This window comes from Arthrobacter agilis, from assembly GCF_030816075.1.
In the GTDB taxonomy this organism is placed as follows: Bacteria; Actinomycetota; Actinomycetes; order Actinomycetales; family Micrococcaceae; genus Arthrobacter_D; species Arthrobacter_D agilis_E.
The window spans coordinates 3,407,778-3,434,756 of the sequence record NZ_JAUSXO010000001.1 but is presented as its reverse complement, the minus strand read 5'-3'; the positions used below and the strand labels follow the sequence as shown (position 1 = coordinate 3,434,756).

The 26,979-nt window shown below is 71.9% G+C and carries 28 protein-coding genes and 1 pseudogene; 10 read left to right on the top strand and 19 right to left on the bottom strand.

All coding sequences use genetic code 11. The features are described 5' to 3' along the window. Positions 1-21 precede the first annotated feature (21 nt). The 13 genes and pseudogenes from QFZ50_RS16215 to dacB all read right to left on the bottom strand — a co-directional run bounded on the left by QFZ50_RS16215 (position 22) and on the right by dacB (position 12,909). On the bottom strand, positions 22-960 hold the full coding sequence (locus QFZ50_RS16215) for a Rossmann-like and DUF2520 domain-containing protein (protein ID WP_307085893.1): 939 nt from the start codon (positions 958-960) through the stop codon (positions 22-24). Continuing rightward, entirely contained in the window at positions 947-2,734 is a 1,788-nt protein-coding gene (locus tag QFZ50_RS16210) for a PH domain-containing protein (protein ID WP_307085891.1), read from the bottom strand. The genes QFZ50_RS16215 and QFZ50_RS16210 overlap by 14 nt, the downstream gene beginning before the upstream one ends. Positions 2,735-2,739: 5 nt before the next feature. Then, positions 2,740-3,255, bottom strand: a complete 516-nt coding sequence (locus QFZ50_RS16205; protein WP_307085889.1) for a PH domain-containing protein — start codon at positions 3,253-3,255, stop codon at positions 2,740-2,742. Beyond that, positions 3,248-3,733: a DUF3180 domain-containing protein gene (locus QFZ50_RS16200; RefSeq protein ID WP_307085887.1), complete on the bottom strand. Its 486-nt coding sequence runs from the start codon at positions 3,731-3,733 to the stop codon at positions 3,248-3,250. The genes QFZ50_RS16205 and QFZ50_RS16200 overlap by 8 nt, the downstream gene beginning before the upstream one ends. 6 nt (positions 3,734-3,739) lie before the next feature. After that, entirely contained in the window at positions 3,740-4,234 is a 495-nt protein-coding gene (gene folK / locus QFZ50_RS16195; RefSeq protein WP_307085885.1) for a 2-amino-4-hydroxy-6-hydroxymethyldihydropteridine diphosphokinase, read from the bottom strand. Further along, the gene (folB, locus tag QFZ50_RS16190; protein ID WP_307085883.1) at positions 4,231-4,638 is read right to left on the bottom strand and encodes a dihydroneopterin aldolase; all 408 of its coding nucleotides are present in this window, start codon (positions 4,636-4,638) and stop codon (positions 4,231-4,233) included. Before folB ends, folK begins: the two co-directional genes overlap by 4 nt. Continuing rightward, positions 4,635-5,549 (bottom strand): dihydropteroate synthase, encoded by a 915-nt coding sequence (gene folP, locus QFZ50_RS16185; RefSeq protein ID WP_307085881.1) that lies wholly within the window; start codon positions 5,547-5,549, stop codon positions 4,635-4,637. The genes folB and folP overlap by 4 nt, the downstream gene beginning before the upstream one ends. A gap of 10 nt (positions 5,550-5,559) precedes the next feature. Then, entirely contained in the window at positions 5,560-6,177 is a 618-nt protein-coding gene (gene folE, locus QFZ50_RS16180) for a GTP cyclohydrolase I FolE (RefSeq protein ID WP_307085879.1), read from the bottom strand. A 57-nt stretch (positions 6,178-6,234) separates the two neighbouring features. Continuing rightward, the gene (gene ftsH / locus QFZ50_RS16175; protein WP_307085877.1) at positions 6,235-8,292 is read right to left on the bottom strand and encodes an ATP-dependent zinc metalloprotease FtsH; all 2,058 of its coding nucleotides are present in this window, start codon (positions 8,290-8,292) and stop codon (positions 6,235-6,237) included. Between the two features lie 175 nt (positions 8,293-8,467). Next, positions 8,468-9,019, bottom strand: a complete 552-nt coding sequence (hpt, locus tag QFZ50_RS16170; RefSeq protein ID WP_307085875.1) for a hypoxanthine phosphoribosyltransferase — start codon at positions 9,017-9,019, stop codon at positions 8,468-8,470. 32 nt (positions 9,020-9,051) lie between these two features. Further along, positions 9,052-10,209, bottom strand: a complete 1,158-nt coding sequence (gene tilS, locus QFZ50_RS16165; protein ID WP_307085873.1) for a tRNA lysidine(34) synthetase TilS — start codon at positions 10,207-10,209, stop codon at positions 9,052-9,054. Further along, positions 10,202-11,339 (bottom strand): annotated as a pseudogene (locus QFZ50_RS16160) (zinc-dependent metalloprotease). Before QFZ50_RS16160 ends, tilS begins: the two are co-directional and overlap by 8 nt. 133 nt (positions 11,340-11,472) lie before the next feature. After that, positions 11,473-12,909, bottom strand: coding sequence for a D-alanyl-D-alanine carboxypeptidase/D-alanyl-D-alanine endopeptidase (gene dacB, locus QFZ50_RS16155; RefSeq protein WP_307085871.1), 1,437 nt, complete (start codon positions 12,907-12,909; stop codon positions 11,473-11,475). 174 nt (positions 12,910-13,083) lie between these two features. Between dacB and QFZ50_RS16150 the strand changes: the two genes are divergently transcribed. The 7 genes from QFZ50_RS16150 (at position 13,084) to QFZ50_RS16120 (ending at position 17,617) form a co-directional block, all read left to right on the top strand. Continuing rightward, positions 13,084-13,650 (top strand): inorganic diphosphatase, encoded by a 567-nt coding sequence (locus QFZ50_RS16150; RefSeq protein WP_307085869.1) that lies wholly within the window; start codon positions 13,084-13,086, stop codon positions 13,648-13,650. A gap of 96 nt (positions 13,651-13,746) precedes the next feature. After that, entirely contained in the window at positions 13,747-14,238 is a 492-nt protein-coding gene (locus QFZ50_RS16145) for an RDD family protein (RefSeq protein ID WP_307085867.1), read from the top strand. Between the two features lie 107 nt (positions 14,239-14,345). Next, positions 14,346-15,347, top strand: coding sequence for a WXG100 family type VII secretion target (locus QFZ50_RS16140; protein ID WP_307085866.1), 1,002 nt, complete (start codon positions 14,346-14,348; stop codon positions 15,345-15,347). After that, positions 15,344-16,117 carry a hypothetical protein gene (locus tag QFZ50_RS16135; protein WP_307085864.1) on the top strand — a complete coding sequence of 258 codons (774 nt, stop codon included), beginning with the start codon at positions 15,344-15,346 and terminating at the stop codon, positions 16,115-16,117. Before QFZ50_RS16140 ends, QFZ50_RS16135 begins: the two co-directional genes overlap by 4 nt. A 113-nt stretch (positions 16,118-16,230) precedes the next feature. Next, positions 16,231-16,860, top strand: coding sequence for a hypothetical protein (locus QFZ50_RS16130; protein WP_307085862.1), 630 nt, complete (start codon positions 16,231-16,233; stop codon positions 16,858-16,860). Positions 16,861-16,940: 80 nt separating this feature from the next. Next, positions 16,941-17,300 carry a DMT family transporter gene (locus QFZ50_RS16125; protein ID WP_307085860.1) on the top strand — a complete coding sequence of 120 codons (360 nt, stop codon included), beginning with the start codon at positions 16,941-16,943 and terminating at the stop codon, positions 17,298-17,300. After that, positions 17,297-17,617 (top strand): DMT family transporter, encoded by a 321-nt coding sequence (locus QFZ50_RS16120; protein WP_307085858.1) that lies wholly within the window; start codon positions 17,297-17,299, stop codon positions 17,615-17,617. Before QFZ50_RS16125 ends, QFZ50_RS16120 begins: the two co-directional genes overlap by 4 nt. Before the next feature lie 49 nt (positions 17,618-17,666). Here QFZ50_RS16120 and QFZ50_RS16115 read toward each other — a convergent pair whose 3' ends face one another. After that, positions 17,667-18,506, bottom strand: a complete 840-nt coding sequence (locus QFZ50_RS16115) for an HAD family hydrolase (protein ID WP_307085856.1) — start codon at positions 18,504-18,506, stop codon at positions 17,667-17,669. A 32-nt stretch (positions 18,507-18,538) separates the two neighbouring features. After that, complete coding sequence (gene serS / locus QFZ50_RS16110) at positions 18,539-19,828, bottom strand: serine--tRNA ligase (protein WP_307085855.1); 1,290 nt, start codon at positions 19,826-19,828, stop codon at positions 18,539-18,541. Positions 19,829-19,896: 68 nt separating this feature from the next. Here serS and QFZ50_RS16105 point away from each other — a divergent pair, with 68 nt between their 5' ends. Beyond that, a complete protein-coding gene (locus tag QFZ50_RS16105; protein ID WP_307085854.1) occupies positions 19,897-21,027 on the top strand; it encodes a diacylglycerol/lipid kinase family protein in 1,131 nt (376 codons plus the stop codon). Here QFZ50_RS16105 and QFZ50_RS16100 read toward each other — a convergent pair. The 4 genes from QFZ50_RS16100 to QFZ50_RS16085 all read right to left on the bottom strand — a co-directional run bounded on the left by QFZ50_RS16100 (position 21,024) and on the right by QFZ50_RS16085 (position 23,793). Further along, the gene (locus QFZ50_RS16100) at positions 21,024-21,368 is read right to left on the bottom strand and encodes a hypothetical protein (RefSeq protein ID WP_307085853.1); all 345 of its coding nucleotides are present in this window, start codon (positions 21,366-21,368) and stop codon (positions 21,024-21,026) included. The two genes, QFZ50_RS16105 and QFZ50_RS16100, sit on opposite strands and share 4 nt — an antisense overlap. Positions 21,369-21,455: 87 nt before the next feature. Further along, on the bottom strand, positions 21,456-22,430 hold the full coding sequence (locus tag QFZ50_RS16095; RefSeq protein ID WP_307085852.1) for a DNA topoisomerase IB: 975 nt from the start codon (positions 22,428-22,430) through the stop codon (positions 21,456-21,458). A 14-nt stretch (positions 22,431-22,444) separates the two neighbouring features. Beyond that, the gene (pheA, locus tag QFZ50_RS16090) at positions 22,445-23,470 is read right to left on the bottom strand and encodes a prephenate dehydratase (protein WP_307085851.1); all 1,026 of its coding nucleotides are present in this window, start codon (positions 23,468-23,470) and stop codon (positions 22,445-22,447) included. Beyond that, positions 23,467-23,793, bottom strand: coding sequence for a rhodanese-like domain-containing protein (locus QFZ50_RS16085; protein ID WP_307085849.1), 327 nt, complete (start codon positions 23,791-23,793; stop codon positions 23,467-23,469). Before QFZ50_RS16085 ends, pheA begins: the two co-directional genes overlap by 4 nt. A gap of 145 nt (positions 23,794-23,938) precedes the next feature. On the opposite strand from QFZ50_RS16085, the gene QFZ50_RS16080 reads away from it, so the two are divergent. Beyond that, positions 23,939-25,378: an amidase gene (locus tag QFZ50_RS16080; RefSeq protein ID WP_307085847.1), complete on the top strand. Its 1,440-nt coding sequence runs from the start codon at positions 23,939-23,941 to the stop codon at positions 25,376-25,378. Continuing rightward, on the top strand, positions 25,379-26,839 hold the full coding sequence (locus QFZ50_RS16075) for a peptide MFS transporter (protein ID WP_307085844.1): 1,461 nt from the start codon (positions 25,379-25,381) through the stop codon (positions 26,837-26,839). It begins immediately after the preceding gene. The last annotated feature ends 140 nt before the right edge of the window (positions 26,840-26,979 follow it).

The following is a 26,979-nucleotide window of genomic DNA, read 5'->3' as shown; positions in this document are numbered from 1 at the left end:
CGGGCGGGCTCCCGGAGGGCGTCAGGGACGCGGGGCGTCCGGCCCGCCGGGAGGTCCGTCCGCCGGGGTGTCGGCGAGCACCGCGAGGATGGCCTGTCCCTGCGCGGGCGAGAGGATGCCGCGCTCCAGGGCGCGCAGGGCCGTCGCCCGCGCCATGCCGAGGTAGGCCTGGCGGGTGTCGGGGGCGTCGTGGGACTCCAGGGCGGCCCGGTGCGCGCGGACCGTCCCGGCGTCGCCGCGGGCCACGGGACCGGTCAGGGCGCCCTCGCCGGCGGACAGCGCGTTCTCCAGCGACGCCTTCATGAGGGGGCCGAGCAGCCGGTCGGGGTGCTGGACGCCGATGTCGGACAGCAGCTGGGAGGACTGCGCCGCGAGGGTCACGAGGTGGTTCGACGCGTGGGCGAGGGCCGCGTGGTACAGCGCACGGGACTCCTCCTCGATGACCACGGGCTCGGCCCCCATCTCGACGACGAGCGCCTGCGCGATGGGGAGCACGGCGGCCGGGGCGGTGATGCCGAACATGCTGTCCGGGAGCCGCCCGAGGTCGAGGCTCAGCCCGGTGAACGTCATGGCCGGGTGGATGGCCAGGGGGATGGCGCCGGCCGCCCGGGCGGGCCCGAGCACGGAGGTGCCGTAGCGGCCGGAGGTGTGCACCACGAGCTGGCCCGCCTGCCAGGCGCCCAGCTGCGCGAGCCCTTCCACCAGGGTGGGCAGGGCGTCGTCGGGCACGGCGAGCAGCACCAGTTCGGCGCGTTCGATGACATCCGGGACCTCCAGCACGGGCACCCCGGGCAGCAGGCTCTCGGCGCGCTCGCGGCTGGCCTCGGAGACCGCGGAGACGCCGACGACGGCGTGGCCCGCCGAGCGCAGGGCCGCACCCAGGACGGCGCCGACCCTGCCGGCCCCGACCACTCCGACCCCGAGCCGCCCCGGGCGCCTCGAGGCGTCAGCGCGGGCCATCGGTGGGTACCTCGCTCCCGGTGGGCGCGGGGACGTAGCGGGGCACCTCGGGCATGACCTCGCGCGCGGGTGGCGTGTCCGGTCCGGCGGCTCCGGGGTCCTCCACGGCTTCGGCGGTCCCGGGAGCCCCGACGGGTGCGGCCTGCGCGGCGGCCCCGAGGTGTCCGGTGCCCGGCATCGGCAGGACCGTCCCGGGCGGCCGCCCGGCGAGCGGTCCGTCCCCACCGGCCGGGCCGGGGACGGGCGCCGGCACGACGGACGTCCCCGGGTCGCCGGGACCGGTGGCCGGTGGAGCGGCTGCAGGGACGGGCTTCATCCACTGCTCGGGGCCGCTGCGGCGCCGCGCCTCCGCGGCCCGCGCCGCCTGCCCGTGGAAGAGCTCCCACGCGGTGGGGGTGTCGGCGAGGGGTACACGGGCGGTGACAGGGCCGGGCGTCGTCTGGAGCTGCAGGTCGGAGACCCCGAACCGCCGGCCCAGGGGCCCCTGGTGGAGGGAGAGCGACTGGGTCCGCTCGTGCGGCACGACGACGAGCTGGCGCCACAGCACGCCGGAACGCAGGAGCAGCGCCGTCCCCGTCACGGCGAAGCCGTTCCGGCGCCACGCCAGCGGCGCGAGCCACCGGGCGCGGCGGGGCGTGGTGACGAACCCTTCCCCGTCGCCCCGGCCGGCCAGGCCCGCCGCGACGAGCTCGACGGGACGGGACGTCCCGGGGTCGGGCAGCACGAGCGCCAGGGTCTGCAGCACCTCGTCCCGCGTCCCGACCGGCAGCAGGGTGGCGCGTGCCTGGCCCTCGCTCGAGGCGGCGGCACCGTATCCGGCGACGTTCACGGTGACCCGGTACCAGCCCTTGAAGCGCCACAGCGGCGGCTGCACGATGCTGAGGGCCTGCACCCGGCCCGGCGGGACGGTCTGTGACCGCGTGTCCAGCAGGCCGTACCGCATCCGGATGCCGTCCGGGGAGGTGGCGGCCCGGAAGTTGTAGCCGGTGTTGAGGGCGGACCAGTAGCCGCCGACGACGCCGATGAGGATCGGGATGAAGGACGTCGCGATGATCGGTGTCTCGAAGACGACGCCGATCGTGACGACGACGACGGCCGCGACGACGAGCGCGACGGTCATGCCGGACAGGACGGCCGCGCCGATCACCCGGCCCGGCGGGAGCGCCACCACCTCGCGCTCGGGCGCCTCGGCGACCTCCTCGGGATGCTCCGGGTCCGCGTCGACGCCCGCGGCCCGCGCGAGGATCGTGGCGCGGAGCCTCTGGGCGTCGTCGAGCTTCAGGAAGGCGAGCCGGACGGCGGACTCGCCGGCATCGGCCACCTCGAACTTGAGTTCGGCCAGGCCGAAGATGCGGGCGAGGAAGGGCTGGACGATGTCGATCGCCTGCACCCGGTCCAGCCTCGCCTGCCGCTGCTGCCGGAAGACGACGCCGGAGTGGACGCGCACGTGCTCGGCCGTCACCTGGTACCGCGTGAAGTACCAGGAGACGAGGAAGGCACCGGCGACGATGAGCACGACACCGAGGAGGACCCCGCCGGCGAGCAGCGGGGCGACACCCTCGGGCAGGGGGCCGCGGCCCCTCGTCTCGGCGGAGAACAGTCCCTCGAACCAGTCGCGGCCCACGAAGTAGAGGATGGCCACCAGCACGATCCAGCCGCGCACGAGCGGCGAGATCACGTGGACCCGCTGCCAGGCGTCGTCCCGCGGGCCGGCGGGGCCGTCGGCGCCGTCGGGATCGGTGTGCGCGGGCAGCGCTCCGGGGGGACCGTCCACCGGGGTCACAGCCCCGCCAGCCTGGCTTCTCCCCGCGCGGACAGCTGCTCGCGCAGGCGTGTGCCCTCCTCGGCCGGCAGCCCGGGGATGAGGGCATTGGTGGCGGGAGAGGCGGTGTGCAGCTTGAGCGTGCAGATGCCGTAGGCGCGTTCCAGGGGGCCGACGGCGACGTCGACGTACTGCATCCGGCCGTACGGGACCACCAGGGTGCGCTGGAAGAAGACGCCCTGGCGCACGAGGAGGTCGTCGTCGCGCTCCGCGTAGCCGATCGAGGCGACCTGCCGCGGCAGGAGGACCCCGCGCCACACGGACATCACCAGGACGGCCGCGGGGAGGCCCCACGCGATCCAGACGGCAGGGAAGGAGTCCCAGACCCCCGTGAGGCGCAGCACCAGCGGGACGCTCGCCAGGACGAGCCAGACGAGTGAGCCGATGAGCCAGCCGATGACCCTGACGCGCAGGTACTTCGGCGACACCCTCGACCACTCGAGTCCGGACGGATCGATCGGTTCCCTACGCATACTCCCCCTCGCTCGATCCCGCCGCACCCGAGCCGTCGTCGTCGGGCGGGATCCGGCAGAAGTCCTCGACGACCAATCCCACCATAATCATGATGATCCCGCCCGCCATCAGGGCGGCCGACCCCCAGAGGGGTCCGGTGGCCGAGCGCACCGACAGGAGGGCCACCTGGTCCACGAGGATACCGGCGTGCCAGCCGAGGCTCAGCGCCCCGGCGTAGGCGCACGCCTGCGCGAGGACGAGCGTGCGGGTGGCCAGGATCGGATCGAGCGGGCGGTCGTGGTCGCCGTTGCGCCAGCGGAGCACGCGCCGGCCGAACACGAGGGTGATCGCGATGATGAGCGCCGTCGTGACGAGCGAGGTCAGGGGCAGCGTGGGCGTGCCGAAGCCGTTCCGCGTGGCGAGCCAGTTGACCAGCCAGCCGGCGAATCCGGCCACCAGGCCCACCAGGGCCAACCAGCGGAACCGAAGGGTGCTCACAGCGTCCTAGACTCCCTCGTAGGGCACCAGGCCCGCAAGGTCATCGGCCTCGGCGGCGAGTTCCGCCACCGGCCGGCCGTTCAGCACGGCGCCCGAGTCCATCCAGGCCCAGGGCTGCAGGACGAAGGCCCTCGACGCCGCCCGGGGGTGCGGGATGGTCAGGATCTCGTCGTCGGAGGTCCAGGACCCGTAGGTGATGACGTCGACGTCGAGCGTCCGCGGCCCCCAGCGCACGGTGCGCTTGCGGTGGTGCCCGTCCTCGACGGACTGGCAGTGGGCCAGGAGCTCGTACGGGCCGAGGTCCGTCTCCACCTCGATCACCATGTTGAGGTAGTCGGGTTGCTCGGGTCCGCCCACCGGCCGGGTCCGCACCACGGGCGAGACGGCGTGCAGGCGCACACGGTCCGATTCCACGAGGTCCGCGACGGCACGCACCAGGGTGTCGTTGCTGGCTCCGAGGTTGCTGCCGAGGGCGAGCACGGACCGGACGGTGCCGCTCATGCCCGGCTCCTGCGCAGCGTGACGGACACGTCGCCGAACGGCACCTCGATGGGCGCCTGCGGTTTGTGGACCGTGACGTCGACGGCCGTGACCGGGAAGGCACCCAGGACGGACGCGGCGATGGTCTCGGCGAGGGCTTCGATGAGGTCGAACGGTTCGCCCTCGATGATCCCGTGCACCAGTTCGGCGAGCTCGCCGTAGTGGGCCGTCCGCGTGAGGTCGTCACTGGTGCCGGCAGGCTGCAGGTCCAGGTGGAGGACGACGTCGACGACGAACGGCTGCCCGTCGCGGCGCTCGTGGTCGAAGACCCCGTGGAAGCCCGTGGCCGTGATGCCCTTCAGCACGACGGTGTCGAGGTCCCCCGAGGGTGAGCCCGGGCGGCCGGGGGCGGCCTGGCTCGTCACGGGCGCGGACCGGCGGCGGCTGAGGCGACCTTGACGGCGTCGAGCGTGGCGGCCGGGTCATGGACACGCACGCCCCACGCGCCGGCGGCCGCGGCGAGGGTCGCGACGGCGAGCGAGGCGGCATCGCGCTCACCGGGGGTGGCGGCCTTCCCCGCAGAGGTCAGCAGCGTCCCGAGGAAGCGCTTGCGGGATGCGCCGACGAGCACGCGGTGACCCATCCCGGTGAAGGCGTCCAGGCGCCGCAGGAGGGCCCAGTTGTGCTCGTCGGTCTTGGCGAAGCCCAGCCCGGGGTCCAGGATGATCCGGTCCGCGGCCACTCCGGCCTCGACGAAGCGGTCCCGCAGTGCCGCGAGCTCCGCGACCACCTCGGCGACGACGTCGTCGTAGTGGGCCAGGCCGTCCATGGTGGCCGCGTCCCCCCGCCGGTGGGTCAGGATGTACGGGACGCCGCGCTCCGCGACGAGGGCGGGCATGGCGGGATCGAGCTCGGCGCCGGAGATGTCGTTGATGATCGCGGCCCCGGCGTCGAGGGCCTGCCGCGCCGTCTCCGCGTGCATGGTGTCGATGCTGACGAGGGCCCCCGCCTTCACGAGTGCGGCGACCACGGGCAGCACGCGCGCCAGCTCCTCCTCGACCGGCACCTGCCGGGCGTGGGGCCGGGTGGACTCCCCGCCGACGTCGATGATGTCGGCGCCGCCGTAGTGCATCCGCAGGCCGTGGCTGATCGCGTCGTCGGTGCCGGCGTACTTGCCGCCGTCGCTGAAGGAATCCGGCGTGACGTTGAGGATCCCCATGACGACGGCGCGGTCCGTGGGCAGGTCCCCCACGGTCTTGGCCCTGCGGACGGGCCGGATGACCGGCAGCGGGGAGGTCGCCGGCCCCGTCCCGGGCGCTGCTGCGAGAGAATCCATCAGGGGGGTCCTACCTTCCGAGAATGAGGCTCATGGCCTCGGCGCGCGTCGCCGTCTCGCGGATCTGGCCGCGTACGGCGGACGTGACGGTCTTCGCGCCGGGCTTCCGCACCCCGCGCATCGACATGCACATGTGCTCGCATTCGATGACGACGATCGCGCCCTTGGGCTTCAGGTGTTCCATCATCGCATCGACGATCTGCGTCGTCAGCCGCTCCTGGATCTGGGGCCTGCGCGCGTAGACCTCCACGAGCCGGGCGAGCTTGCTCAGACCGGTGACGCGGCCGTCCACGGAGGGGATGTAGCCGATGTGGGCGGTCCCGTGGAACGGCACCAGGTGGTGTTCGCAGGTGGAGTAGAACGGGATGTCCTTCACGAGGACGAGCTCCTGGTGGTCCAGGTCGAAGGAGGTGGAGAGGACCTCCGCGGCATCCTGGTGGAGCCCGGAGAACATCTCCGCGTACGCCTTCGCGACGCGTTTCGGGGTCTCGAGCAGGCCGTCACGGTCGGGATCCTCACCGATGGCCGCCAGGATCTCCCGGACCGCCCGCTGGATGCGGAGCTGGTCGACGGGTGATCCGGTGGCGACCAGAGCGGCGTCCACCACTTCGTCGTCGAAATCTGTCACGGTCAACTCCCCTTCGTTGGACCACCGCCGGCCCTGTGGCCGGCGGTGTCGTGCGGACTAGCTGTCCCGTGCCTCCCGGGAGCCCTCGTCCGAGGCGGGTGAGGGGAGTTCCGAGCCCTGGACGTCGAAGTCCCCGGGGAGGTTCGCGTCGGCGATCTGGTCCTGCGGGGCCACGGACTCGGGGGCGGGCCGGCCGCTCGCCAGCGCTTCCGCGCGCTCCTTGGCCGAGGTGACGGGCGGCAGGGAGTGCACGGGGCGGGTCTGCTTGGACAGCCACACCTCCCGCAGCTCGCGCTGCCGGACGGCGGAGAAGACCTCGGCGATCTCCGCCTGGTTGAGCGTCTCGCGCTCGAGCAGTTCGAGGGCGATGCGGTCGAGCACGTCGCGGTTCTCGGTGAGGATCTGGTAGGCCTCGTCGTGCGCGTTGTCGATGAGGCGGCGCACCTCCTCGTCGACCACGAGGGCGATCTGGTCGGAGTAGTCGCGGTCGCTGCCCATGTCGCGGCCGAGGAACGGCTCGCCGGCGCCCTGCCCGAGCTTCACCGCGCCGATCCGCTCGCTCATGCCGTACTGGGTGACCATCTTCCGGGCGGTCCCGGTGGCCTTCTCGATGTCGTTCGAGGCGCCCGTGGAGGGATCGTGGAAGACGATCTCCTCGGCGACCCGGCCGCCCATGGCGTAGGCGAGCTGGTCGAGCAGCTCGTTCCTCGTCACCGAGTACTTGTCGTCGCTCGGCATGACCATGGTGTAGCCCAGGGCGCGTCCGCGCGGCAGGATGGTCACCTTGGTCACCGGGTCCGTGTTGCGCAGGGCCGCGGCCACCAGGGCGTGCCCGCCCTCGTGGTAGGCGGTGATCTTCCGTTCGAGTTCCTTCATCACGCGGCTGCGCTTCTGCGGGCCGGCGATGACGCGGTCGATGGCCTCGTCGAGCGCGCGGTCGTCGATCAGCTGGGCGTTGGAGCGGGCCGTGAGGAGCGCGGCCTCGTTGAGGACGTTCGCGAGGTCCGCACCGGTGAAGCCGGGGGTCTTCTTCGCGACGCCCTTGAGGTCCACCCCGGACGCCATGGGCTTGCCCTTGGAGTGCACGCTGAGGATGTGTTCGCGGCCCCGCATGTCCGGCGCCTCGACACCGATCTGGCGGTCGAACCGGCCCGGGCGCAGGAGCGCCGGGTCGAGGACGTCGGGGCGGTTCGTGGCGGCGATGAGGATCACGTTGGTGGTGGCGTCGAAGCCGTCCATCTCGACCAGGAGCTGGTTGAGGGTCTGCTCGCGTTCGTCGTTGCCGCCGCCCACACCGGCACCGCGGTGGCGTCCGACGGCGTCGATCTCGTCCACGAAGATGATGGCCGGCGAGTTGTTCTTGGCCTGCTCGAAGAGGTCGCGGACACGGGAGGCGCCGACGCCGACGAACATCTCGACGAAGTCGGAGCCCGAGATGGAGTAGAAGGGCACGCCCGCCTCACCGGCAACGGCCCGTGCGAGGAGCGTCTTGCCGGTACCGGGAGGCCCGTACAGGAGGACACCCTTCGGGATCTTGGCGCCGAGGGCCTGGAACTTCGCGGGTTCCTGCAGGAACTCCTTGATCTCCAGGAGCTCCTCGACGGCCTCGTCCGCTCCGGCGACGTCGTTGAACGTCACCTGGGGCATGTCCTTGGAGATCAGCTTGGCCTTGGACTTGCCGAACTGCATGACCTTGGAGCCGCCGCCCTGCATGCGGCTGAGGAGGAACCAGAAGATGACGCCGAGGATCAGGATCGGGAAGATCAGGCCGGCGAGGCTCAGCAGCCAGTTGCTCTCGGCGGGCTGGTCCGTGAATCCGTCCGTGTCGGAGGCGTTGATGGCGTCGACGACGCCCTCGGCCCGCGCGGAGCCGTAGAAGAACTGGACGCTCTTGCCCTTGTCCTCGTAGTCCTCGCGCAGGGTGAGGTCGACGCGCTGCTCGCCGTCGTAGATCTTGGCCTGCGAGACCTGGTCATCTTCGAGGAGCTGGAGCCCGACGTTGGTGTCGACCCGGGAGCTGCCGGTGCCGAAGAGACTGGGGAGGACCAGCAGGAGCGCCACGACCGCCAGGACAATCCAGAAGATGGGCCCCTTGAAGATGTTCTTGAATGTCATTCGTCTCAGGGCAGCAAGCCCTGTCCCTCCTGCTGATGCAAGTAAAAATATGCCGGCACATTGCCGTGCGGGTGCCAGATGAGCACCTCAACATATACACCGTTCCAGATTCACCACGCGCGGATCGGGCCGATAGTTCCCTCTTGGCGTACTGCCCGCGTGCGGTGGGGACGTCCTATTCGTAGACGTGCGGTGCGAGAGTACCGATGAAATCGAGGTTGCGGTACTTCTCCGCGAAGTCGAGGCCGTAGCCGACGACGAATTCGTTGGGGATGTTGTAGCCCACGTACTTCACGTCGATATCCACCTTCGCCGCATCCGGCTTGCGCAGGAGCGTGCAGATCTCGACGGACGCCGGGCCACGGGACAGGAGGTTCGCCTTGAGCCAGGACAGCGTCAGCCCCGAGTCGATGATGTCCTCGGCGATCAGGACGTGCTTGCCCATGAGGTCCGTCTCGAGGTCCTTGAGGATCCTCACGACGCCCGAGGACTGCGTCCCCGAACCGTAGGACGAGACGGCCATCCAGTCCATCGTGATGTGGGAGTGCAGGGCGCGGGCTAGGTCGGCCATGACCATCACCGCGCCCTTGAGGACGCCCACGAGGAGGATGTCCCGCCCCTGGTAGTCGGCGTCGATCTGCTGCGCCAGCTCGTTGATCCGCTGCTGGATCTCCTCCTTGGTGTAGAGGACGTGCTTCAGATCTGATTGGACGTCGTTGGAATCCACCGATTACTCCTGGGTTTCACGGCGCGACTTCTTCACGCCGGGCCATCGTTGCTGCCATTGCTGGTAAGGACAAGATTGCCATAGCTTGCTTCACCCCGGAGAACGGAGCGTCCGCGCACCTGGCGGTGGACGCTCACCTTCCCGCCCAGCTGCACCGGTCCGGCGGACCCTTTTCTCTCCAGCAGGGCCTCCGCGGCACGGAGCCGCTCGAAGCTCGGCTGGAACGCCCCGAGCTCGAGGGCGGCGAGGGCGAGGACGCGCTGCCTCAGCGCCGCGGGCAGGGCGAGCAGCCCGTGCTCCGGCAGGAGGATCGCACCGTCGTCACCCGGGAGTCGCAGTCCGGCGTACGCCTCGGCGCTGAGCTGTTCCAGGTGGTCGGCATCCTGTCCGAGGATGCGGGCGGTCCGCGCGAGCGCCTGGGCGATCCCCGGGCCCAGCCGGTCCTCGAGGAACGGGAGCACCTCGCCGCGCACGCGGGAGCGGGCGAAGGCCGGGTCGAGGTTGGTGGGGTCGTGCCAGGGGTCGAGCCCGTAGAAGGCGCAGATGGACTCGGTGTCCGCGCGGCGGAGCTCGAGGAGGGGCCGGACGTAGAGACCCCGGCGTGCGGGCATCCCGGCGAGGGACCGGGTGCCGGATCCGCGGGCCAGGCCCAGCAGCACCTGCTCCGCCTGGTCGTCGAGGGTGTGTCCGAGCAGGACGGCCGCTGCCCCCAGGCGCGCCGCGGCGGCGTCGAGCGCGGCGTAGCGGGCGCCCCGGGCGGCTGCCTCGGGGCCCATGCGCGTCGCGTCCACTGTGACGCGGTGCACCTCGACGGGATCGAGGCCGAGCCCCCGCGCCGCGGTTGCGGCCTGTTCCGCCGTCGCGGCGCTGCCGGCCTGGAGCCCGTGGTCGACGACGACGGCCCCGACGCGGCAGCGTCCGAGGTGCGCGAGGTGCGCGGCCACGGCGGCGAGCGCGAGCGAGTCGGGGCCGCCGCTGCAGGCCACGAGGACGAGGGGCAGCTCGCGGGGCGGGAGCGCGGCGTCGGGGATGTCCGCCGCGTCCCCGGAGGACGCGGGAGGAGTCCCGTGCGGGTCGCCGGACCCGCGACCCTGCCGCGGTGCCGGCTCGGCCAGGATCCCCTCGAGGGCGGCGGTGACCAGGTTGCGTGCCGTACCGACGGCGGGGAGCAGCCGGGGGCGCCTACCCATGGCGGTGCAGGCTCATCCTGTCGATCCACTCGTCGGGTGCGTGGATCTCGCGTTCGGTGGGCAGGTGCGACGCCGACTCCCAGACGGCGTTGAAGCCCTCCATGCCGGTCTGGCTGACGACCCTCCGCACGAACTTGGAGCCGTCGCTGTACTGGCGCATCTTGGCGTCCAGCCCCATGAGCTGGCGGATGACCTTCTCCAGCGGGCCACGGGACTTGCCGCGGGCGTTGAAGCGGCGGCGGATGGTCTTGACCGACGGCACGATGCTCCCGTCCACCCCGTCCATCACGACGTTCGCGTGGCCCTCGAGCAGGCTCATGACGGCGGTGAGGTGGGAGAGGCGGGCCTTGTCGTCCGGGTCCTGGAGGATGGACAGGACGCCCATCTCCTGCGGCGGGACGTCCTCCGCCGTCCGCTCGCCGCGTGCCCGTGCCCTGGCCGCGGTGATGTTCTTCACGGCCGCACCGAGCCGGTCGGAGAGCGTATCTGCCTTGTCGACGAGCCCCGCGGTCAGCTCCCCGATGTGGCCGGTCATGTGATCCTTCAGCCAGGGTGCGGCGGCGAACTGCACGCGGTGCGTCTGTTCGTGGAGGCAGACCCAGAGCCGGAAGTCGGAGGGATCGACGTTGAGTTCGCGTTCCACCGAGATGATGTTCGGTGCCACGAGCATCAGCCGGCCCCCCTGCCCGTTGCGGGAGGGCACGAACGGATCGTACTGGCCCAGCACCTTGCTGGAGAGGAACGCGAGGATGGCGCCGAGCTGCGCGCCCGTGACGGTCCCGCCGAGCACCAGGGACGCGGACTTCAGGACCTCGGGGCGCGACGTCGCGAGCTGGTCCAGCGCGGGTTCCATGAGGGTGCGGAAGCTCTGCGAGTTGGCCCTCGACCACGAGGCGCGGTCGACGATCAGCAGTTCCGAGTCGCGGAGGTCCCGTGCGGCGTCGAGCCGCGAGATGGCGTGGACGTGGCCGACCGAGGCGTCGGCGAGCTCGCGCATGTTCTGCACGGCGCGGGCGATGTCGGCCGGCTTCATGGTGGGTCCGGCGGGGGCGAGGGAGGCTGCGGTCCGAGGCCGCGACGTCCCAGTTGACCAGCTGCGGGCGGGATGCTGCGGACTCGTTCCTGGACATGCGCCTATTCGATCACATCCCGCTGACGACGGCTCCCAGCGATCGGTGGAGCGGGCGGCCCGTGCGCAGTGCGTCCCGTCGGCACCAGGCGGCACCCGGCCCGGATCAGGCCCGCAGCGGACCCGGTCGAGGGCTAGCGGCAGCCGCACCCCGCGAGGACCGCGGCCGCGCTGTCGGCCGCGCCCCGTGCCTCCACCGTGTTGCCCTCGAGGCCCAGGGCCAGGAAGGAGAACACGAGCAGGCGGCCGTCGGTCGTGACCACGTGCCCGGAGAGCCCGGTGACGGCGTTCAGCGTCCCGGTCTTCGCGCGCACCACTCCCGCCCCGGCCCTGGCCGGCCCGTCGTCGGCCGTGAAGCGTGAGGCCAGGGTGCCGGTGGCGCCGGCGATCGGCAGGGACCGCGCGACGGCGGCGAGCCCCTCCTCGCCGGACGTGGTGGTGCCCCGGACCAGCACAGCCAGCTGTTCGGGCGAGACGGCGTTGCGGACGGACAGTCCCGCCGCGTCCCCGATGAGGAGCCCTTCCTGCGGGACCCCCAGCTCGGAGGCCGCGGCGGTGAGCGCCTCGGTGGCCCCGCCGAAGGAGGCCGGGCGCCCGCTGTCCAGGGCCGCGCGGCGTGCCAGCGCCTCGGCCAGGTAGTTGTCGGAGATCTCGAGCATCCGGCGCATCTGGTCCTCGAGCGGCGCTGATTCGACGGCCGCCAGCGGCTCGGCGTCGTCCGGCGCGACGGACCGCTCCACCTCCGGCAGGACGGTGATACCGCGCTCCGCGGCGGCGGGGACGAGGGCCGCGGCGAAGATACGCGCCGCGTCGAGGGCCGCGTCCTGGGAGCGCGGCCCGCCGGAGCGTCCCTCCTCGAGCCAGGCCGAGTTGACGGCGAGCGCGTGCAGCGGCGCGATCTCCCCGGCCTCGATGTCACCCTGCGCCCAGGTGGGGTTCAGCGCAGCCCCCTCGAACAGGGAGTCGTCGAGGCGGACGGAGTACGGTCCGGAGCCCGCCGGGAGGGCCGCGGCCGTGTCCGCCGCGAGGGTACCGAGGCCCGCACGGCCGACGACGGCCCCCGGGTCGGAGGCGCCGGAGCCGAGGAGGACGTCACCGCCGCCGTGGAGGTAGAGGGACCCGGACCTCTCGTCCGAGGTGAGGACCGACGTCGTCAGTGTCCTGCCGGGCTGCCCGAACGTCATGGCGGCGACGGCGGTGAACAGTTTGATGTTCGAGGCGGGGGGCTGGGGCCGGCCGGCGTCCCGCGCGTAGAGGACCGTGCCGTCCGCGGAGTCGACGACCGTCCCCGCGAAGCTGCCCGCACCCGCCAGCTGCAGGACGTCGTCGAGCCGGGGGCCGAGCACCGCGGGGTCGGGGGCGGGCGCCGACGGCGGGAGGGGAACCACGACGTCGGGCACGGCCACCGCCGTGGGCGGGACCTGCAGTGCCGGGGTGACGGGCGGCTCGACCGGAGGAGGCGGGTCGACGACCGCCAGGACGCCCGGCACGAGGTGGTTGGCCAGGGGCACCGCGAGCGCCGCCATCACCAGGACGAGGAGGAGACCCGTCAGCAGGCGGAGCGGGCGCACACGGTGTCCTTTCTCAAGCTCTCGCGGGCAGCACGGAAACCACGGGGAAAATGCTCGGGTACCGGCAGCCGACCGATATGTTAGGGCTGACGATTAACAGTAGACCGGCAGGGAGCCCCTTCTCCGGAGGGCGCGGCCGCAGCCTGTCACCCTCGACCTATCCCAGGAGTTGCCATGAAGCTCGACGTCACCATCGAGATCCCGAAGGGCTCGCGCGTCAAGTACGAGATCGACCACGACACCCACCGGCTGCGGCTGGACCGGGTCCTGTTCACCTCGATGCAGTACCCCACCCACTACGGCTACTTCGAGAACACCCTCGGCGAGGACGGCGATCCGCTGGACGCCCTCGTGCTGCTCCAGGACTTCGACCTGATCCCGGGCGTCCTCGTGGAGTCGCGCCCCATCGGCGTCTTCAACATGGTCGATGACGGCGGTGGAGATGCGAAGGTGCTGTGCGTCCCCGTCGATGCCCGCTTCGACCACATCCAGGACCTTGCGGACGTCTCCGACTTCCTGCTGGACGAGATCAAGCACTTCTTCACGAAGTACAAGGACCTGGAGCCGGGCAAGTGGGTGGAGGCCGCCGACTGGGCCGGCCGCGAGGAGGCCGAGGCCGAGGTCGAGGCGTCGCTCAAGCGCTTCAGGGAGATCGGCGAGGGCAGCGCGCACGACGAGCCGCAGGGCCGCTCCGTCGACGTCGACGCGAAGAACGCGACGGAGACGCCCGAGGGCCGCTGAGCCCCGGCCTCGGGACGCAGCAGCCACGGAGCCCCCGCAGGTCCGACTGCGGGGGCTCCGTGCGTCCGGGGACGCTCTGGCTACACTGAAGCCACTATGAGCCAGCACACCTCCCCTCCCCGGCAGTCGGCCCCCGTGGACAGGACGACGGTGCGGCTCGGCACCGGGGCCGTCCTGCAACGGGGCGGCGGCCGGCGCAGGACCGGCGCGGTCGCGGTGGACATCGTCGTCGGCGCACTGCTGTGGGCCCTGTGCTACCTGGTGCTGGTCCTCGGGACCAGCAGCGTCACCGACGGTTCCACGGGCGTCGCCGTCGCCGTGCTCCTGGGGAGCTTCCTCGCCGCCGTCGCCGTGTACGGGCTCTTCTACGGGATGCGCCGCACCCTCGGCCAGGCCCTGTTCGGGCTGCGGACCGTGCGGACCGCCGACGGCGGCCGGGTGGGCGCCTGGCGCGGGATCTGGCGCATGCTCGGCGGGGCGCTCCTGGTGCCGCTCGTCCCGGTCCTCGTCGTGGGGCTCGTCGTGAGTGCCAGCGGGTACACGGTGATCGACAAGCCCAGGCGGTACGCCGTCGTCAGCACCCGGTGATCCCGCACCCGGTCGGGTCCCGTGGGCAGTCCTCCCCAATGGCCTCCTCCGCAGGGCCCCGGTAGGGTCGGGCCGACAGGTGATGAGATCCCAGCCCGGAGGCGGACATGACGGCAACACTCGGCGCGAACGTGCAGGAGCTGCAGGCCCTGGCCCAGCAGTTCGCACAGTCGGCCGACCAGCTGCGCACCATCCGGTCCACGCTCACGCAGCGCGTCGTCAACAACCAGGGGTGGCGGGGAGCGGACGCGGACCGCTTCAAGGCCCAGTGGAGCAGCCACGACATGGCACTGGCCGTCGTCGCCGGGAGCCTGGAGACGGGCTCCACCCGGCTCGTCGACGACGCCCGTGAACAGGAGCAGGCCAGCGACCAGGCCTCGGGCTCGTCCGGCGGACCGGGTGGCGCCGGCGGTCAGGGCGGGCCCGGCGGTCAGGGCGGGCCCGGGGGGCAGCCCGCCGGTCCCGGGGGTTCCACCGACGACGGCCAGGGCTGGCTGGACGATCTCTTCGCCGCGGGGTCCGCGGGTCTGGGGCTCTTCTTCAAGGGCAAGGATGCCTTCCAGTTCCTCCGCGACGCCCAGGCCTTCCTGGGCAGCAAGAGCATCTTCGACCTCAGCAACGGCCTGCGCAACGCGGCACTTGCCGACGAACTGGTCACCGCCAGCAGGTTCTCGCAGGTCACCCGCTTCGCCGGCCCCGTCCTCGCGCCGCTGGCGATCGCCGGCGGCATCCACGACATGATCGACCCGGCCCACTCGGGCGCCGTCGGGGTGGGCGACCGGATCGCCGGCGGGCTGTCGGTCATCGGTGGCGGCGGGACCCTGCTGATGGCGGCGGGCCTGCTCAATCCGGTGGGCGCCGGGATCGTCGTGGGTGCAGGGCTGGCGGCCGGCGCCTGGGCCGCCGGGACCTACGTCTACGACCACTGGGACGACATCTCGGAGTTCACCGGCAACGCGGTGGATGCGGTGGGGTCCTTCGCCACGGACGCGTACGACGGCGTGAGGGACACCGCCGGGGACATCGCCGACGGTATCGGGGATGTCGCGGAGGATGTGGGAGATTTCATGGATGACCCGATCGGATCCCTCGGAGGAATGTTCTCGTGACCACGCAGCAGATTGACTGGACCGACCGCGACATCGAGTGCGCGCAGGCGGTGCTGACCGGCTCCGCCCCCGCGGACGGTCCCCTGCCCACCCTCACGGACGAGGAGATCGTGGCACTCGACGGCGTGGACCGCTCGCAGCTGGTGCCGCTGCCGTTCCTCGACAAGAACGACGGCGACAAGCGGCTCATGGCCACCGTGGCGCTCCGGGGCCTGCTGGCGAAGCAGATCGCCTACCCACGGGCGAAGGGGCAGGCGGAACCCACCGGCCTCGGCGCCGTTCCGGAGATCACCGGCATCCTGACGCTCCGGCGCACGGGCCGGCGCATCGTGTCCGGCGAGCGTCGCTCCGCGGCCGGGACGCACTGGCTCTTCGGCTACCTGCACGGCGACCGGGTGCTGGAGGAGCAGATCAGCGACACCGGGGTCCACGCGTTCGAGGTGTACCCCGCGGCGCAGCTCGTGGAACGCCTCGGCGTGCTGGTCGACCCGCAGGGCGCAGCAGCCGGCGACGGCACGCCCGACACCCTGCCGCAGGAGCGGTTCGAGGAGGAGGCGCCGACGATCTTCGCCGGGGCACTCGCGGTCACCACTGTGGTGGCCGGGGGGATCGAGCCGGACTCGCAGGCCGTCCTCACGGTGTACGCCTCCGCGGACCGGGTGCGGACGCTCGACGCGGCCACCGGCGAGGCGGGCATCACCTACACGGTGGCCGAGGTCTCCCCGGGGACACTGCGGCGGCGCCTCGCCGAGGACCTCGTCCGCCTCTGACAGGGCAGTCGGACAGGGCGGTCGGACAGGGCAGTCGGACACAGCGATCCGACAGGGCGCGCTGAATCAACGGGAAACGGTTGATTCGTGGGGTTCACGACCATACTGGTCGCATGCACTATGTCCTGACCATCAACCAGCGTGATTCGCGCGAGGTGGGCGACCTCACGGCCGACCTGCTCCGGGCGCTGCGCCACCTGCCCACCGTGGTCCCGTTCCAGCGCTCGGTGGGCGATGAGGTGCAGGGCGTGGTGGACGCGGCCCCGACGGCGGTCGACGCCGCGCTGCGGGCCATCCGCCACCGGCGCTGGCACGTCGGGATCGGCGTCGGGGGGCTCACACCCCCGGTGCCCGAGCGGATCATCGACGCCGAGGGCTACGGACTGGTGTACGCCCGGCGGGCCGTGAACCGGGCGCGGAAGACCGGCGAGCGGATCCCCCTCGCGGTCGAGGGTCCCGACGGCGAGATCGCCGCCGAGGCGGAGGCCGTCCTCCGGCTGCTCGGGCAGATCGTCTACACCCGGACCGACGCGGAATGGGCGGTGCTCGACCTCATGACGCCGGGCGCCCGGGGGCAGCAGAAGTACGTGGCGCAGGAGCTCGGCATCACCACGCAGGCAGTGAGCCGCGCCGTCGTCCGCTCGCACTGGCTGGAGGAGTGGGCCACCCGGCCGGCCGCCGCCCGCCTGCTGGATCTCACCTCCGGACCGGCGTCGCTGCCCGCGGCGAGCCTGGCGTACTAGATGGCCGGGCGCAGCAGCAGGACCGGCACGGACGCCGGCGGCGGACGGGCTGGCGTGCGCGGCGCCCGGGACGGACGCCCGTGAAGTGGATCCTGCTGGCCGGTGCCATCGTGAGCGAGGTGACGGCCTCCCTGTCGCTGAAGGCCGCGCTGGAGCAGCCCGTGTTCTTCGTGATCGTCGTCGTCGGGTATGTCGCCGCCTTCGTCCTCCTCGCGGCGGTGCTCCGCCGCGGCATGGCGTTGGGCGTGGCCTACGGCGTGTGGGCCGCGCTGGGCGTCGCGGCGACCGCGCTCCTGTCGGCCGCGCTGTTCGGGGAATCCCTCACGCCGATCATGCTCGCGGGGATCGGCCTGGTGATCGCGGGCGTCCTGTGCGTCGAACTCGGCTCGCACCCGCCCGCACCGGCGACAGCGGCCGCACCGGAAGGCGACAGCGCATGATGTGGCTCTTCCTGGCCGGCGCGATCGTCACGGAGGTCGCGGCCACCCTCAGCCTGCGGGTGGCCTCCGACGGGCGGAAGGCCTGGTATGCGCCCGTGGTGGTGGGGTACCTGCTGGCATTCACGTTCCTGACGCTCGCGCTGAGGGCGGGCATGGGCCTCGGCGTGGCGTACGGCATCTGGGCGGCCGCGGGCGTGGCCCTGACCGCCGTGGCCGGGCGCGTGCTGTTCGGCGAGCCGCTCACGCGCGTCATGGTGCTGGGCCTCTGCCTGATCATGGCGGGCGTCCTGCTCATCGAACTCGGGGCCGGGTACTAGGCGTACCGGCCCGCGGTCCCTCCTGCAGGCCTGCGGCGTCGGGGCCGCGTCAGACGAGCGAGCGCAGGACCTTCGCGGCGCCGTCGTCGAGCACGCTGCCGGTGACCTCCGACACGACGGAACGGACCTCGTCGGGAGCCTGTCCCATGGCGACGCCGCGGGCCGCCCACTGGAGCATCTCGATGTCGTTGCGACCGTCACCGACCGCGACCGTGAGGTGCGGGTCCGTGCCGAGCCGCTGCCGGAGGGCTTCCAGCGCGGTGGCCTTCGTGACACCGGAGGCGGCGATGTCCAGCCACGCCGTCCAGCCCACCGAGTAGGTCACGCCGTGCAGCCCGATCGATGCGACGGCGTGCCCGAACTCCTCCGCCGAACTGTCGGTGCTGAACACCACGACGCGCACGGCGCGGCTCTCGAGCATCTCCTCGAAGTCGACGCTCTTGGCCTCGGAGCCGAAGCTCGCGTCCTGGAAGCTCTCCGTGGACAGGAACCGACCACGGTCGTCCTCGAGCGCGTACTTGGCGGAGGGGAGCCGTTCGCGCAGGGCCGTGAGGGCGGGCTTCGGGTCGAAGGTGACGCGGTCGAGGATCTCGAAGCCCTCGGGCAGCGTGCTGTCGATCCTCAGCGTGACACCGCCGTTGGAGCACACCGCGTGGCCGCGGGTGATGCCGAGGAGCCGGATGATCGGGAGGGTGGCGCCGAGGGACCGGCCCGTGGCGATGATGACGTCGTGCCCGGCGTCGACGACGGCCCGCACCGAGTCGCGGACCTCCTCCGTCATGGAGCCCTCGTGGTCCACGAGGGTGCCGTCCACGTCGAGGGCGACGAGGTGGCGCTTGCGGTCCTCCTGCCGGTCGCCCACGCCGTCGAGGTTGCTCAAGGTACTCATACTTCAGTGAACCAGACGCCGCGGCCGCGCTGCTACCGCGGCGCCAGTACCGGGAAGGTGTCCAGCCCGTTAAGATACGGGCGCAGCGCGGCGGGCACCGTGACAGAGCCGTCCGGGTTCTGGTGGTGCTCGAGGATCGCGACGATCCAGCGCGTGGTCGCGAGGGTGCCGTTCAAGGTGGCGACGGCGCGCGTCCCCTTCTGCCCCTCGCCCTCCTGGCGCTCGCGGATGTTCAGGCGCCTGGCCTGGAAGGTGGTGCAGTTCGACGTCGAGGTCAGCTCGCGGTAGTCGCCCTGGGTGGGGACCCACGCCTCGCAGTCGAACTTCCGCGCGGCGGACATCCCGAGGTCGCCCGCTGCGGTGTCGATGACGCGGTACGGCAGCTCGACCTTCGCGAGCATCTCCTCCTCCCAGGCGAGGAGGCGCTGGTGCTCGGCGGCGGCGTCCTCGACGGTCGTGTACGTGAACATCTCCACCTTGTTGAACTGGTGGACGCGGATGATGCCGCGCGTGTCCTTGCCGTGCGAGCCGGCTTCGCGGCGGTAGCAGGAGGACCAGCCCGCGTAGCGCACGGGGCCTGCGGTGAGGTCGATGATCTCGTCCGAGTGGTACCCGGCCAGTGCCACCTCCGAGGTGCCCACGAGGTAGAGGTCGTCCGCCTCGAGCCGGTAGATCTCGGCGTCGTGCGCGATGTCGAAGCCGGTGCCCTGCATGGTCTCGGGACGCACGAGGGTGGGGGTGATCATCGGGGTGAAGCCCGCCGTGATCGCCTGGTCCATCGCCATCTGCAGCAGGGCGAGCTCGAGCCGGGCGCCGACGCCCTTGAGGAAGTAGAAGCGCGATCCGGAGACCTTCGCGCCGCGCTCCATGTCGATCGCCCCGATCAGCTCGCCGATCTCGAGGTGGTCGCGGGGCTCGAAGCCCTCCGCAGCGAAGTCCCTCGGCGTGCCGACCGTCCGGAGGACCTCGTAGTCGTCCTCGCCGCCCTCCGGTACGCCCTCCTGCACGAGGTTCGGCAGCCGGCGCAGCAGTGCCTCCTGCTCGGTCTTCGCCTCCTCGGAGCCGGCCGCTGCCGCCTTGACGGCCGTCGCGAGCTCCTTGACCTCGGCCAGGAGCGCCTGCTTCTCCTCGCCCTTGGCCTGCGCCACCTTCTTGCCGAAGGCGTTCTGCTCGGCGCGGAGCGTCTCGTAGGAGGTGACCGCCTCCCGGCGCCGCGTGTCCGCCGCGAGGACGGCGTCGATGAGCGACTCGTCCGCCCTGCGGGCGCGCTGCGATGCTCGGAACTGCTCGGGATTCAGGCGGAGGTCGTTGACGTCGATCACACGGTCAAGACTACCGAAGCCCGCGGGCCCGCCGGTCCCGGCGGGCCGTGCCGCTATTGTGGGTGACCATGCGCCGCAAACTGCTTGCCGGAACCGCGGCGGCCTCCGCCGCCGTCGCATCGCTGCAGAGCTACTGGTCGGTCCGGCGGCTGCAGCAGACCCGCACGCCCACCGCCGCCGTCAACGCGCCGGCCCCGGTGCCGGCGGGGCCGCAGCGTGTCGCCCTCGTGCTCAACCCGTCGAAGCTGCAGGCGGGTCCCACCCGCGCCCTCGTGGAACAGGCCTGCTCCGACGCCGGCTGGGATCCTCCCCTCGTCCTCGAGACCACCATCGGGGACCCGGGCAGCGGCCAGGCCGAGCAGGCGCTCCGCGCCGGGGCCGACGTCGTCCTCGCGGCCGGTGGTGACGGTACGGTGCGCGCCGTGGCGCAGGCCCTCGCGCACCAGCCGGCAGCCCTCGGGCTCCTCCCGCTCGGCACGGGGAACCTGCTGGTACGGAACCTCGGTCTTCCGTACAACGACATCGCCGGATGCCTCCGCCTCGCCCTGCACGGTCATGAGCGGCGCATCGACATGGCCAGGATCAGCCTGCGCAACGACAGCACGCAGGCCTCGTCGGAGCATCCGTTCCTGGTCATGGGCGGTGTGGGTTTCGACGCGAGCGTCATGACCGACGCCAAGCAGGACCTCAAGGACAGGTTCGGGTGGCTCGCGTACAGCGAGGCCGGTGTCCGGCACCTCCCGGGCCGGCGGCGCCGCATCTCCATCCGCCTCGACGGCCAGCCGCCGCAGAGCCGGAAGGTCCGCAGCCTGCTCGTCGCGAACTGCGGGAAACTGCCGGCGGGCGTCGACTTCGTGCCCGACGCGGTGATCGACGACGGCTATCTGGACGTGGTGGTGCTCAGCCCGCGCAGCCTCCTCGGCTGGACGTGGATGGCGGCGAAGATCCTCCTGCGCCATCGCGGCGGCATCCCCGTCATCAGCTACTACCGGGCCCGGGAGGTCTCGGTGTGGTCCGGGGACCCGATCGCCACCCAGCTCGACGGCGACCCTTCCGGGTCCGTCACGTCGATCACGGCCCGGGTCGACCCGCACGCACTGATGGTCCGGGTGCCGGCATCGGCACCCGGACCATCAGGGCAGGCCGGGTCGCGGCCTGCGGTCACGCGCCGGTCCTGGCGCCGGCCGCGGTCCGGCTAGCGGTCCGTGTCGGTGTACCCGCCCTGGCCTTCCGGCTCCTCGACGAGGGGCTTGTCCACATCCGTGTACTCACCCTCCTCGGCCGGGTCCTCAGCCGAGGTGTAGCCGCCGGATTCGCCGGCGGGCTCGGCGCTCGTGTAGTGGCCCTCCTCGGCGGCGTCCACGTCCTCGGTCGTGTCGCGGTCGGCGCGGCCGGCCTGCTGGTTGATCAGGGCCTGCTCCTCCGCGAAACGGACGTCGTTACCCTGGTCGCCGAGGTCGCCCTGCCAGTTCGGATCCGACGTCGACCCGTCGCCCTCGTTGGGGTTGACGATGTGTCCTCCATGAGCGTTCTCGGTCATGATGCTGCCTTTCGTCGAAGGATGCGCTCCTCGTTGGGCGCCCGCTGCCAGCGTACTGACGAACGGGGTGGTTGGAAATGCGCCGGTTCAGTCCTGCAGGAGCTCCTGCACGGCCTTCTCCGAGGCCGAGTAGGTGGTGATCGGGATGACCTCCCCGCTCATGAACCGGTCCACGAGCCGCGGGTCCACGTAGGAGCTCCGGGCCACGGAGGGGGTGTTGCCGAGGTGGTCGGCGACGGCCTTCATGGTCGCGGTGACGGCCTTCTGGCGGGCCGTGCGGCTCGTCGCCTTCAGGTCCTCCTTGGCGAGGGCCATCGCGGCCACGACCGTGGCCTGCCAGGTCCTGAAGTCCTTGGCCGTGAACGGCCCGCCGGTGACCTGGCGGAGGAACTCGTTGAGCTGCGATCCGTCCACGTGGTGCCACCTGCCGTCGTCGCTCCGGTAGGCGAGCACGGTGTCGGCGTCCTCGCGCTCCATCATGGGACGCAGCGCGCGGGCGAGGTCCTCGTCCTCGAGGACCGTGTCCCAGTGCTGTCCGCTCTTGCCGGGGAAGTCGAAGGTGATGATGTTCCCCTCGATGGTGCAGTGCTCCACGAGGAGGGTGGTCACGCCGAAGGACCCGTTGGCCTCCGCGTACTGCGCGGACCCGATCCTGAGCGCGCCGGAGTCGACGATCCGCAGCGCCGCCGCGAACGCCCGCTCCCTCGAGAGCCCGTCGCTGCGCAGGTGCTGCGTGATGGCACGGCGGGCGCTCGGGAGCTTCGCGCCGAAGTCGAGTGCGCGGTCGAACTTCTCACGGTCCTTCTGCTCGCGCCAGGCGGGGTGGTACATGTACTGGCGCCGCCCGGCGTCGTCCGTGCCGATCGCCTGCACGTGCCCGTTGGGATACGGGGCGATCCACACGTCCTTCCACGCCGGCGGGATCACGAGGTCCCGGATGCGCGCGATCTCGTCGCGGTCCTGCAGCAGTTCGCCGTTCGGGGCCCTGTAGCTGAAGCCCTTCCCATGGCGGCGGCGGGTGATGCCGGGCCTGCGCGTGTTGCTGCGGCGCAATCGAGCCATCGGGAGAACCAGCCTTAGGTCGGGGACGCTTCGATAGTAAGCCTACTGTGCTTCGACCCTCGGTGGGCATCCGCCGCGGGGCGGAGGACGGAGGCGAGCCATGCATCGGCGGCGCCGAAGGCCTCGTCGGAGGTGTGGCGCTCGACGGCCGGTGAACGGCGATCGGCGCGCGGATAGGAGCCGAGGAACCGCAGGCCCGGGCTGATGCGGTGCAGGCCCTTGAGCGCATCGGCGATGCGCGCGTCCTCCACATGGCCGTCGGCGTCCACGCTGAAGAAGTAGTCGCCGAGGAACTGCCCGGTGGGCCGCGACTCGATGCGGCTGAGGTTCACGCCGCGCGCGGCGAACTGGTCCAGGATCTGCATCAGGGCGCCCGGGCGGTCCTCCGGCAGGGGGATCACGAGGGTGGTCTTGTCCGACCCGGTCCGTGGGGGCAGGGCATCCGGCCGGCCCACGAGGATGAACCGCGTGACGGCGTCCGTGACGTCCCCGATGTCGGTTGCGAGGACGGCGAGGCCGAGGCGCTCGGCGACCAGCGGCGAGCAGATCGCCGCGTCGTGACCGGCCGCCCCGTGGGCGTCGCCGGAAGACTCGCCGGGGTCGCCCACGAGGTCGTAGGCGGCGGCCGCGGTGGAGGACGCCGGGAAGTATTCCGCGCCGGGTATGTTCTTGTCGACCCAGGTGCGGCACTGCGCCCAGGCATGGCCGTGGGTGGCGATGCGGCGGATCCCGCCGAGCGTGGCGCCCGGCCTGGCGGCCAGGACGAAGGTGATGGGCACGAGCTCCTCGCGCAGGATCCGCAGCGGGTCGCCCACGGCGATGGCGTCGAGCGTGGCGCTCACACCGCCCTCCACGGAGTTCTCGATGGGCACCATCGCGGCGTCCACCGACCCCGCCCGGACGGCGTCGAGGGCCGCGCCCACGGTCGAGGCCGGGACGCGGCGGGCGGACCCGGCTCCCGGCACCTGCAGCAGTGCGGCTTCCGTGAAGGTGCCCTCCGGCCCGAGGTAGGCGTAGGAGGAACTGGCTGCGCCGGTCACAGGACCGTGGGCTCGCTCCCCGACTCGGAGACCATCGGCTTGCCGGCCTCGAGCCAGGCGCCCATCCCGCCGCTGACGTTGATGGCGGTGTATCCGTTGCCCTCGAGCCAGTCGGCGGCACGCCGCGAGCGCCCGCCGCTGCGGCAGATGACGTGCAGGTCCTCGTCGGGATCCAGTTCCTCCAGCCGGGCGGGGAGCTGCTCGAGGGGGATGTGCAGGGCGCCGTCCACGTGGCCCGCCTCCCACTCGTAGTCCTCGCGGACATCGAGGATGCGCGCGTCGCTCGGCACGGCGGTCACCGGTACGTTCTGGGGTTCGCTCATGCGCCTACCCTTTCACGGCCCGGTGCGGCACCGCCATCACCACGCCCGGTCCGGCGGGGGTGCCGGGCTCCTATAGTTGTCCTTGTTGTCTCGTCAGGGCCGGCGGCGCGATGGGCCGCGACGGCCCGCTGCCGACTGGAGCCCCATGAGCGAACTGCACGAACTCTCCGCACTCACCCTCCGGGACGCGCTGGCACGCGGGGCCGTCGGCGCGCGCGAGGCCACGGAGCATTTCCTCCGGCGGATCGACGCCATGAACCCCGGCCTCGGGTCCTTCGTCACGGTCACGCACGACGACGCCCTCCGGGCGGCCGACCATGCGGACGGCATGCGCAGGTCCGGGGTGCCGCTCGGCCCGCTGCACGGCGTCCCCCTGGCGCACAAGGACCTCACGGACGTGGCCGGCGTGCGGACGACGCTCGGCACGGCCGCCCTGGAACACGCCGTCGCGGAGAAGGACGCCCCCCTGGTGGCGGTCCTGCGGCGCTCCGGCGCCATCAGCCTCGGCAAGACGCAGGTCCCGGAGTTCGGGCTGAGCTGCTACAGCGAGAACCTCGTGGCACCCCCGGCCCGGAACCCCCTGGACCCGCGCCTCAGCCCGGCCGGCTCCTCGGGCGGTAGCGCCGCGGCGGTGGCCGCCCGGCTGGTCCCGTTCGCGCCGGGGACCGACGGCGGCGGGTCGGTGCGTATCCCCGCGGCTGCGACCGGGCTGGTGGGCCTCAAACCCAACCGCGGCCGCGTGCCCTCGGGCTCGGGCCAGGCGGACCTCGGGCAGTTCGTCGTCGCCGGCCCCCTGGCCCACTCCGCCGTGGACGCGGGACTGCTCCTCGATGCCCTCGTACGGGAGCCGAACTACCGGCCCACGAGCGCGGCCTCCCGCTACCCGGGGTCCTTCACCGAGGCGGCCCTGCGCGCCGAGGGCCGTTTCCGCATCGGTGTGAGCACGGCGTCGCCCTTCTCCACCGCCATGGACATCGCCCTGGACGGTGCCGCGACGGACGCGTTCCACGCCGGGATCCAGGTCCTGCAGCGGGCCGGGCACGATCTCGTGGAGGCCGACCTCACCTACGACTCCCGCTACCACGACGCCTTCCAGCTCGTCTGGACCGCCGGGCTCGCCGCGGCACCCATCCCGGACGACCGCGAGGACCGGCTGACGGACATCACGCGGGTCCTCCGCCGTCGCGCGCTGGGACGGTCCGCCGCCGATCTCGTCGGCGCCGTGGAGGTGCTGCGGCAGTTCGAGCACGACAGCATCGAGCAGTACTCCCGCTACGACATGATCCTGACGCCGGCCGTGGCCATGACGCCCCGCCCCATCGGCTGGTACACCGACGGCGACGGCGACACGGACTACCTCCGGCAGTGCCAGTACTCGCCCTACACCTCGATGGTGAACGTGTGCGGCCTGCCGGCCGTGACGGTCCCCACCCTGCGCCTGGCGGACGGCCTCTCGATGAGCGTGCAGCTCATCGGCCGGCCCGGTGAGGAAGCCCAGCTACTCGCCGTGACCGCGCAGATCGAGGCCCTTCGTCAGGGTACTGCCGGATTTACACCCCTTGCGCCCGGTGGCACCATGGAGTAGGTGAGTACAACCAAGCAGACCCCCGCCGCCGGGAAGACGTTCTTCGGTCACCCGCGGATGCTGGCGAACCTCTTCAGCGTCGAACTGTGGGAGCGGTTCTCGTTCTACGGCATGCAGGCGCTGCTGCTGTACTACATGACCTACTCCCTGGCCGAGGGCGGACTCGCGTTCGACGAGATCACGGCGGCCGGGCTCGTCGGGGCCTACGGCGGCGGCGTGTACCTCTCGACCATCCTCGGCGCCTGGCTCGCGGACCGCGTCCTCGGGTCCGAGCGCGTGCTGTTCTACTCCGCGATCATCATCATGTGCGGGCATATCGCCCTGGCCCTGCTGCCGGGCGTGGTGGGGCTCGCGATCGGCCTGGTCCTCGTGGGGGTCGGCTCGGGCGGCCTGAAGGCCAACGCCTCCTCGCTCGTCGGGACCCTGTACGCCCCGGGCGACGAGCGCCGCGACGCCGGTTTCTCCATCTTCTACATGGGCATCAACATCGGCGCCCTCGTGGGTCCGCTGCTCACCAACCTGGCGTGGGACACCTACGGCTTCCACGTCGGTTTCGGCCTCGCCGCGATCGGCATGGCCGCCGGGCTCCTCCAGTACGCGGCCACCCGCAAGAACCTGCCCCCCGCCGCGCACGAGATCGAGAACCCCCTCCCCCGCGCGGCCTACCCGCGCTGGATCATCGTCGCCGTCGTCGCCGTCGTGGTGATCGGGGTGGCCCTGGGCACCGGCCTCCTCGGCGCCGGGAACCTGGCCGACGTCATGGCCTACACCGCGATCGTGGCGACCATCGCCTACTTCGCGGTGATCCTCACGAGCAGCAAGGTCTCGGCCGTGGAACGCCGCCGGGTCTACTCCTTCATGCCGCTGTTCGTGGCCAGCGCCGCCTTCTGGTCCCTGTTCCAGCAGCAGTTCACCGTCGTGGCCCTGTACTCCGAGAGCCGGCTGGACCGGAACATCCTCGGCTGGGAGATGCCGCCCGGCATGGTGCAGTCGATCAACCCGATCTTCATCATCATCTTCGCCGGCGTGTTCGCCGCCTTCTGGACGCGCCTCGGCAGCCGCCAGCCGTCGTCGCCCGTGAAGTTCTCCTTCGGGCTGGTCGTCATGGGCCTCGCCTTCCTCGCGTTCATCCCCTTCGCCGGAGGCGGCCCCAACAGCACGCCGCTGATCGGCCTCGCCGCGATCCTGCTGCTCTTCACCTGGGCCGAGCTGTTCATCTCCCCGATCGGCCTGTCCGTGACCACCAAGCTGGCGCCGGAGGCCTTCCGCACCCAGATGCTGGCCCTGTTCTTCCTCTCCATCTCCCTCGGCACCACGGTGTCCGGGCTCCTCGCCGGTTTCTACTCCGAGGAGAACGAGGTGCCGTACTTCGCCTTCAGCGGCGTCACCGCGATCATCCTCGGCGGCGCCCTCCTCGCCGCCGCCCCCGCCATCCGGAAGGGCATGAGCGGAGTCCGCTAGCGGCACGCGGGCCGCTCCCGGCACACGGCAGGCACACCGCAGGCACCAGGACCCGCCCGCCACCGGGCGGGTCCTGTTGCGTGCGGGCCCCTGATCCAACAGACTTCTACCCACCGGTAACATCCGTACCGGAAGCTGCT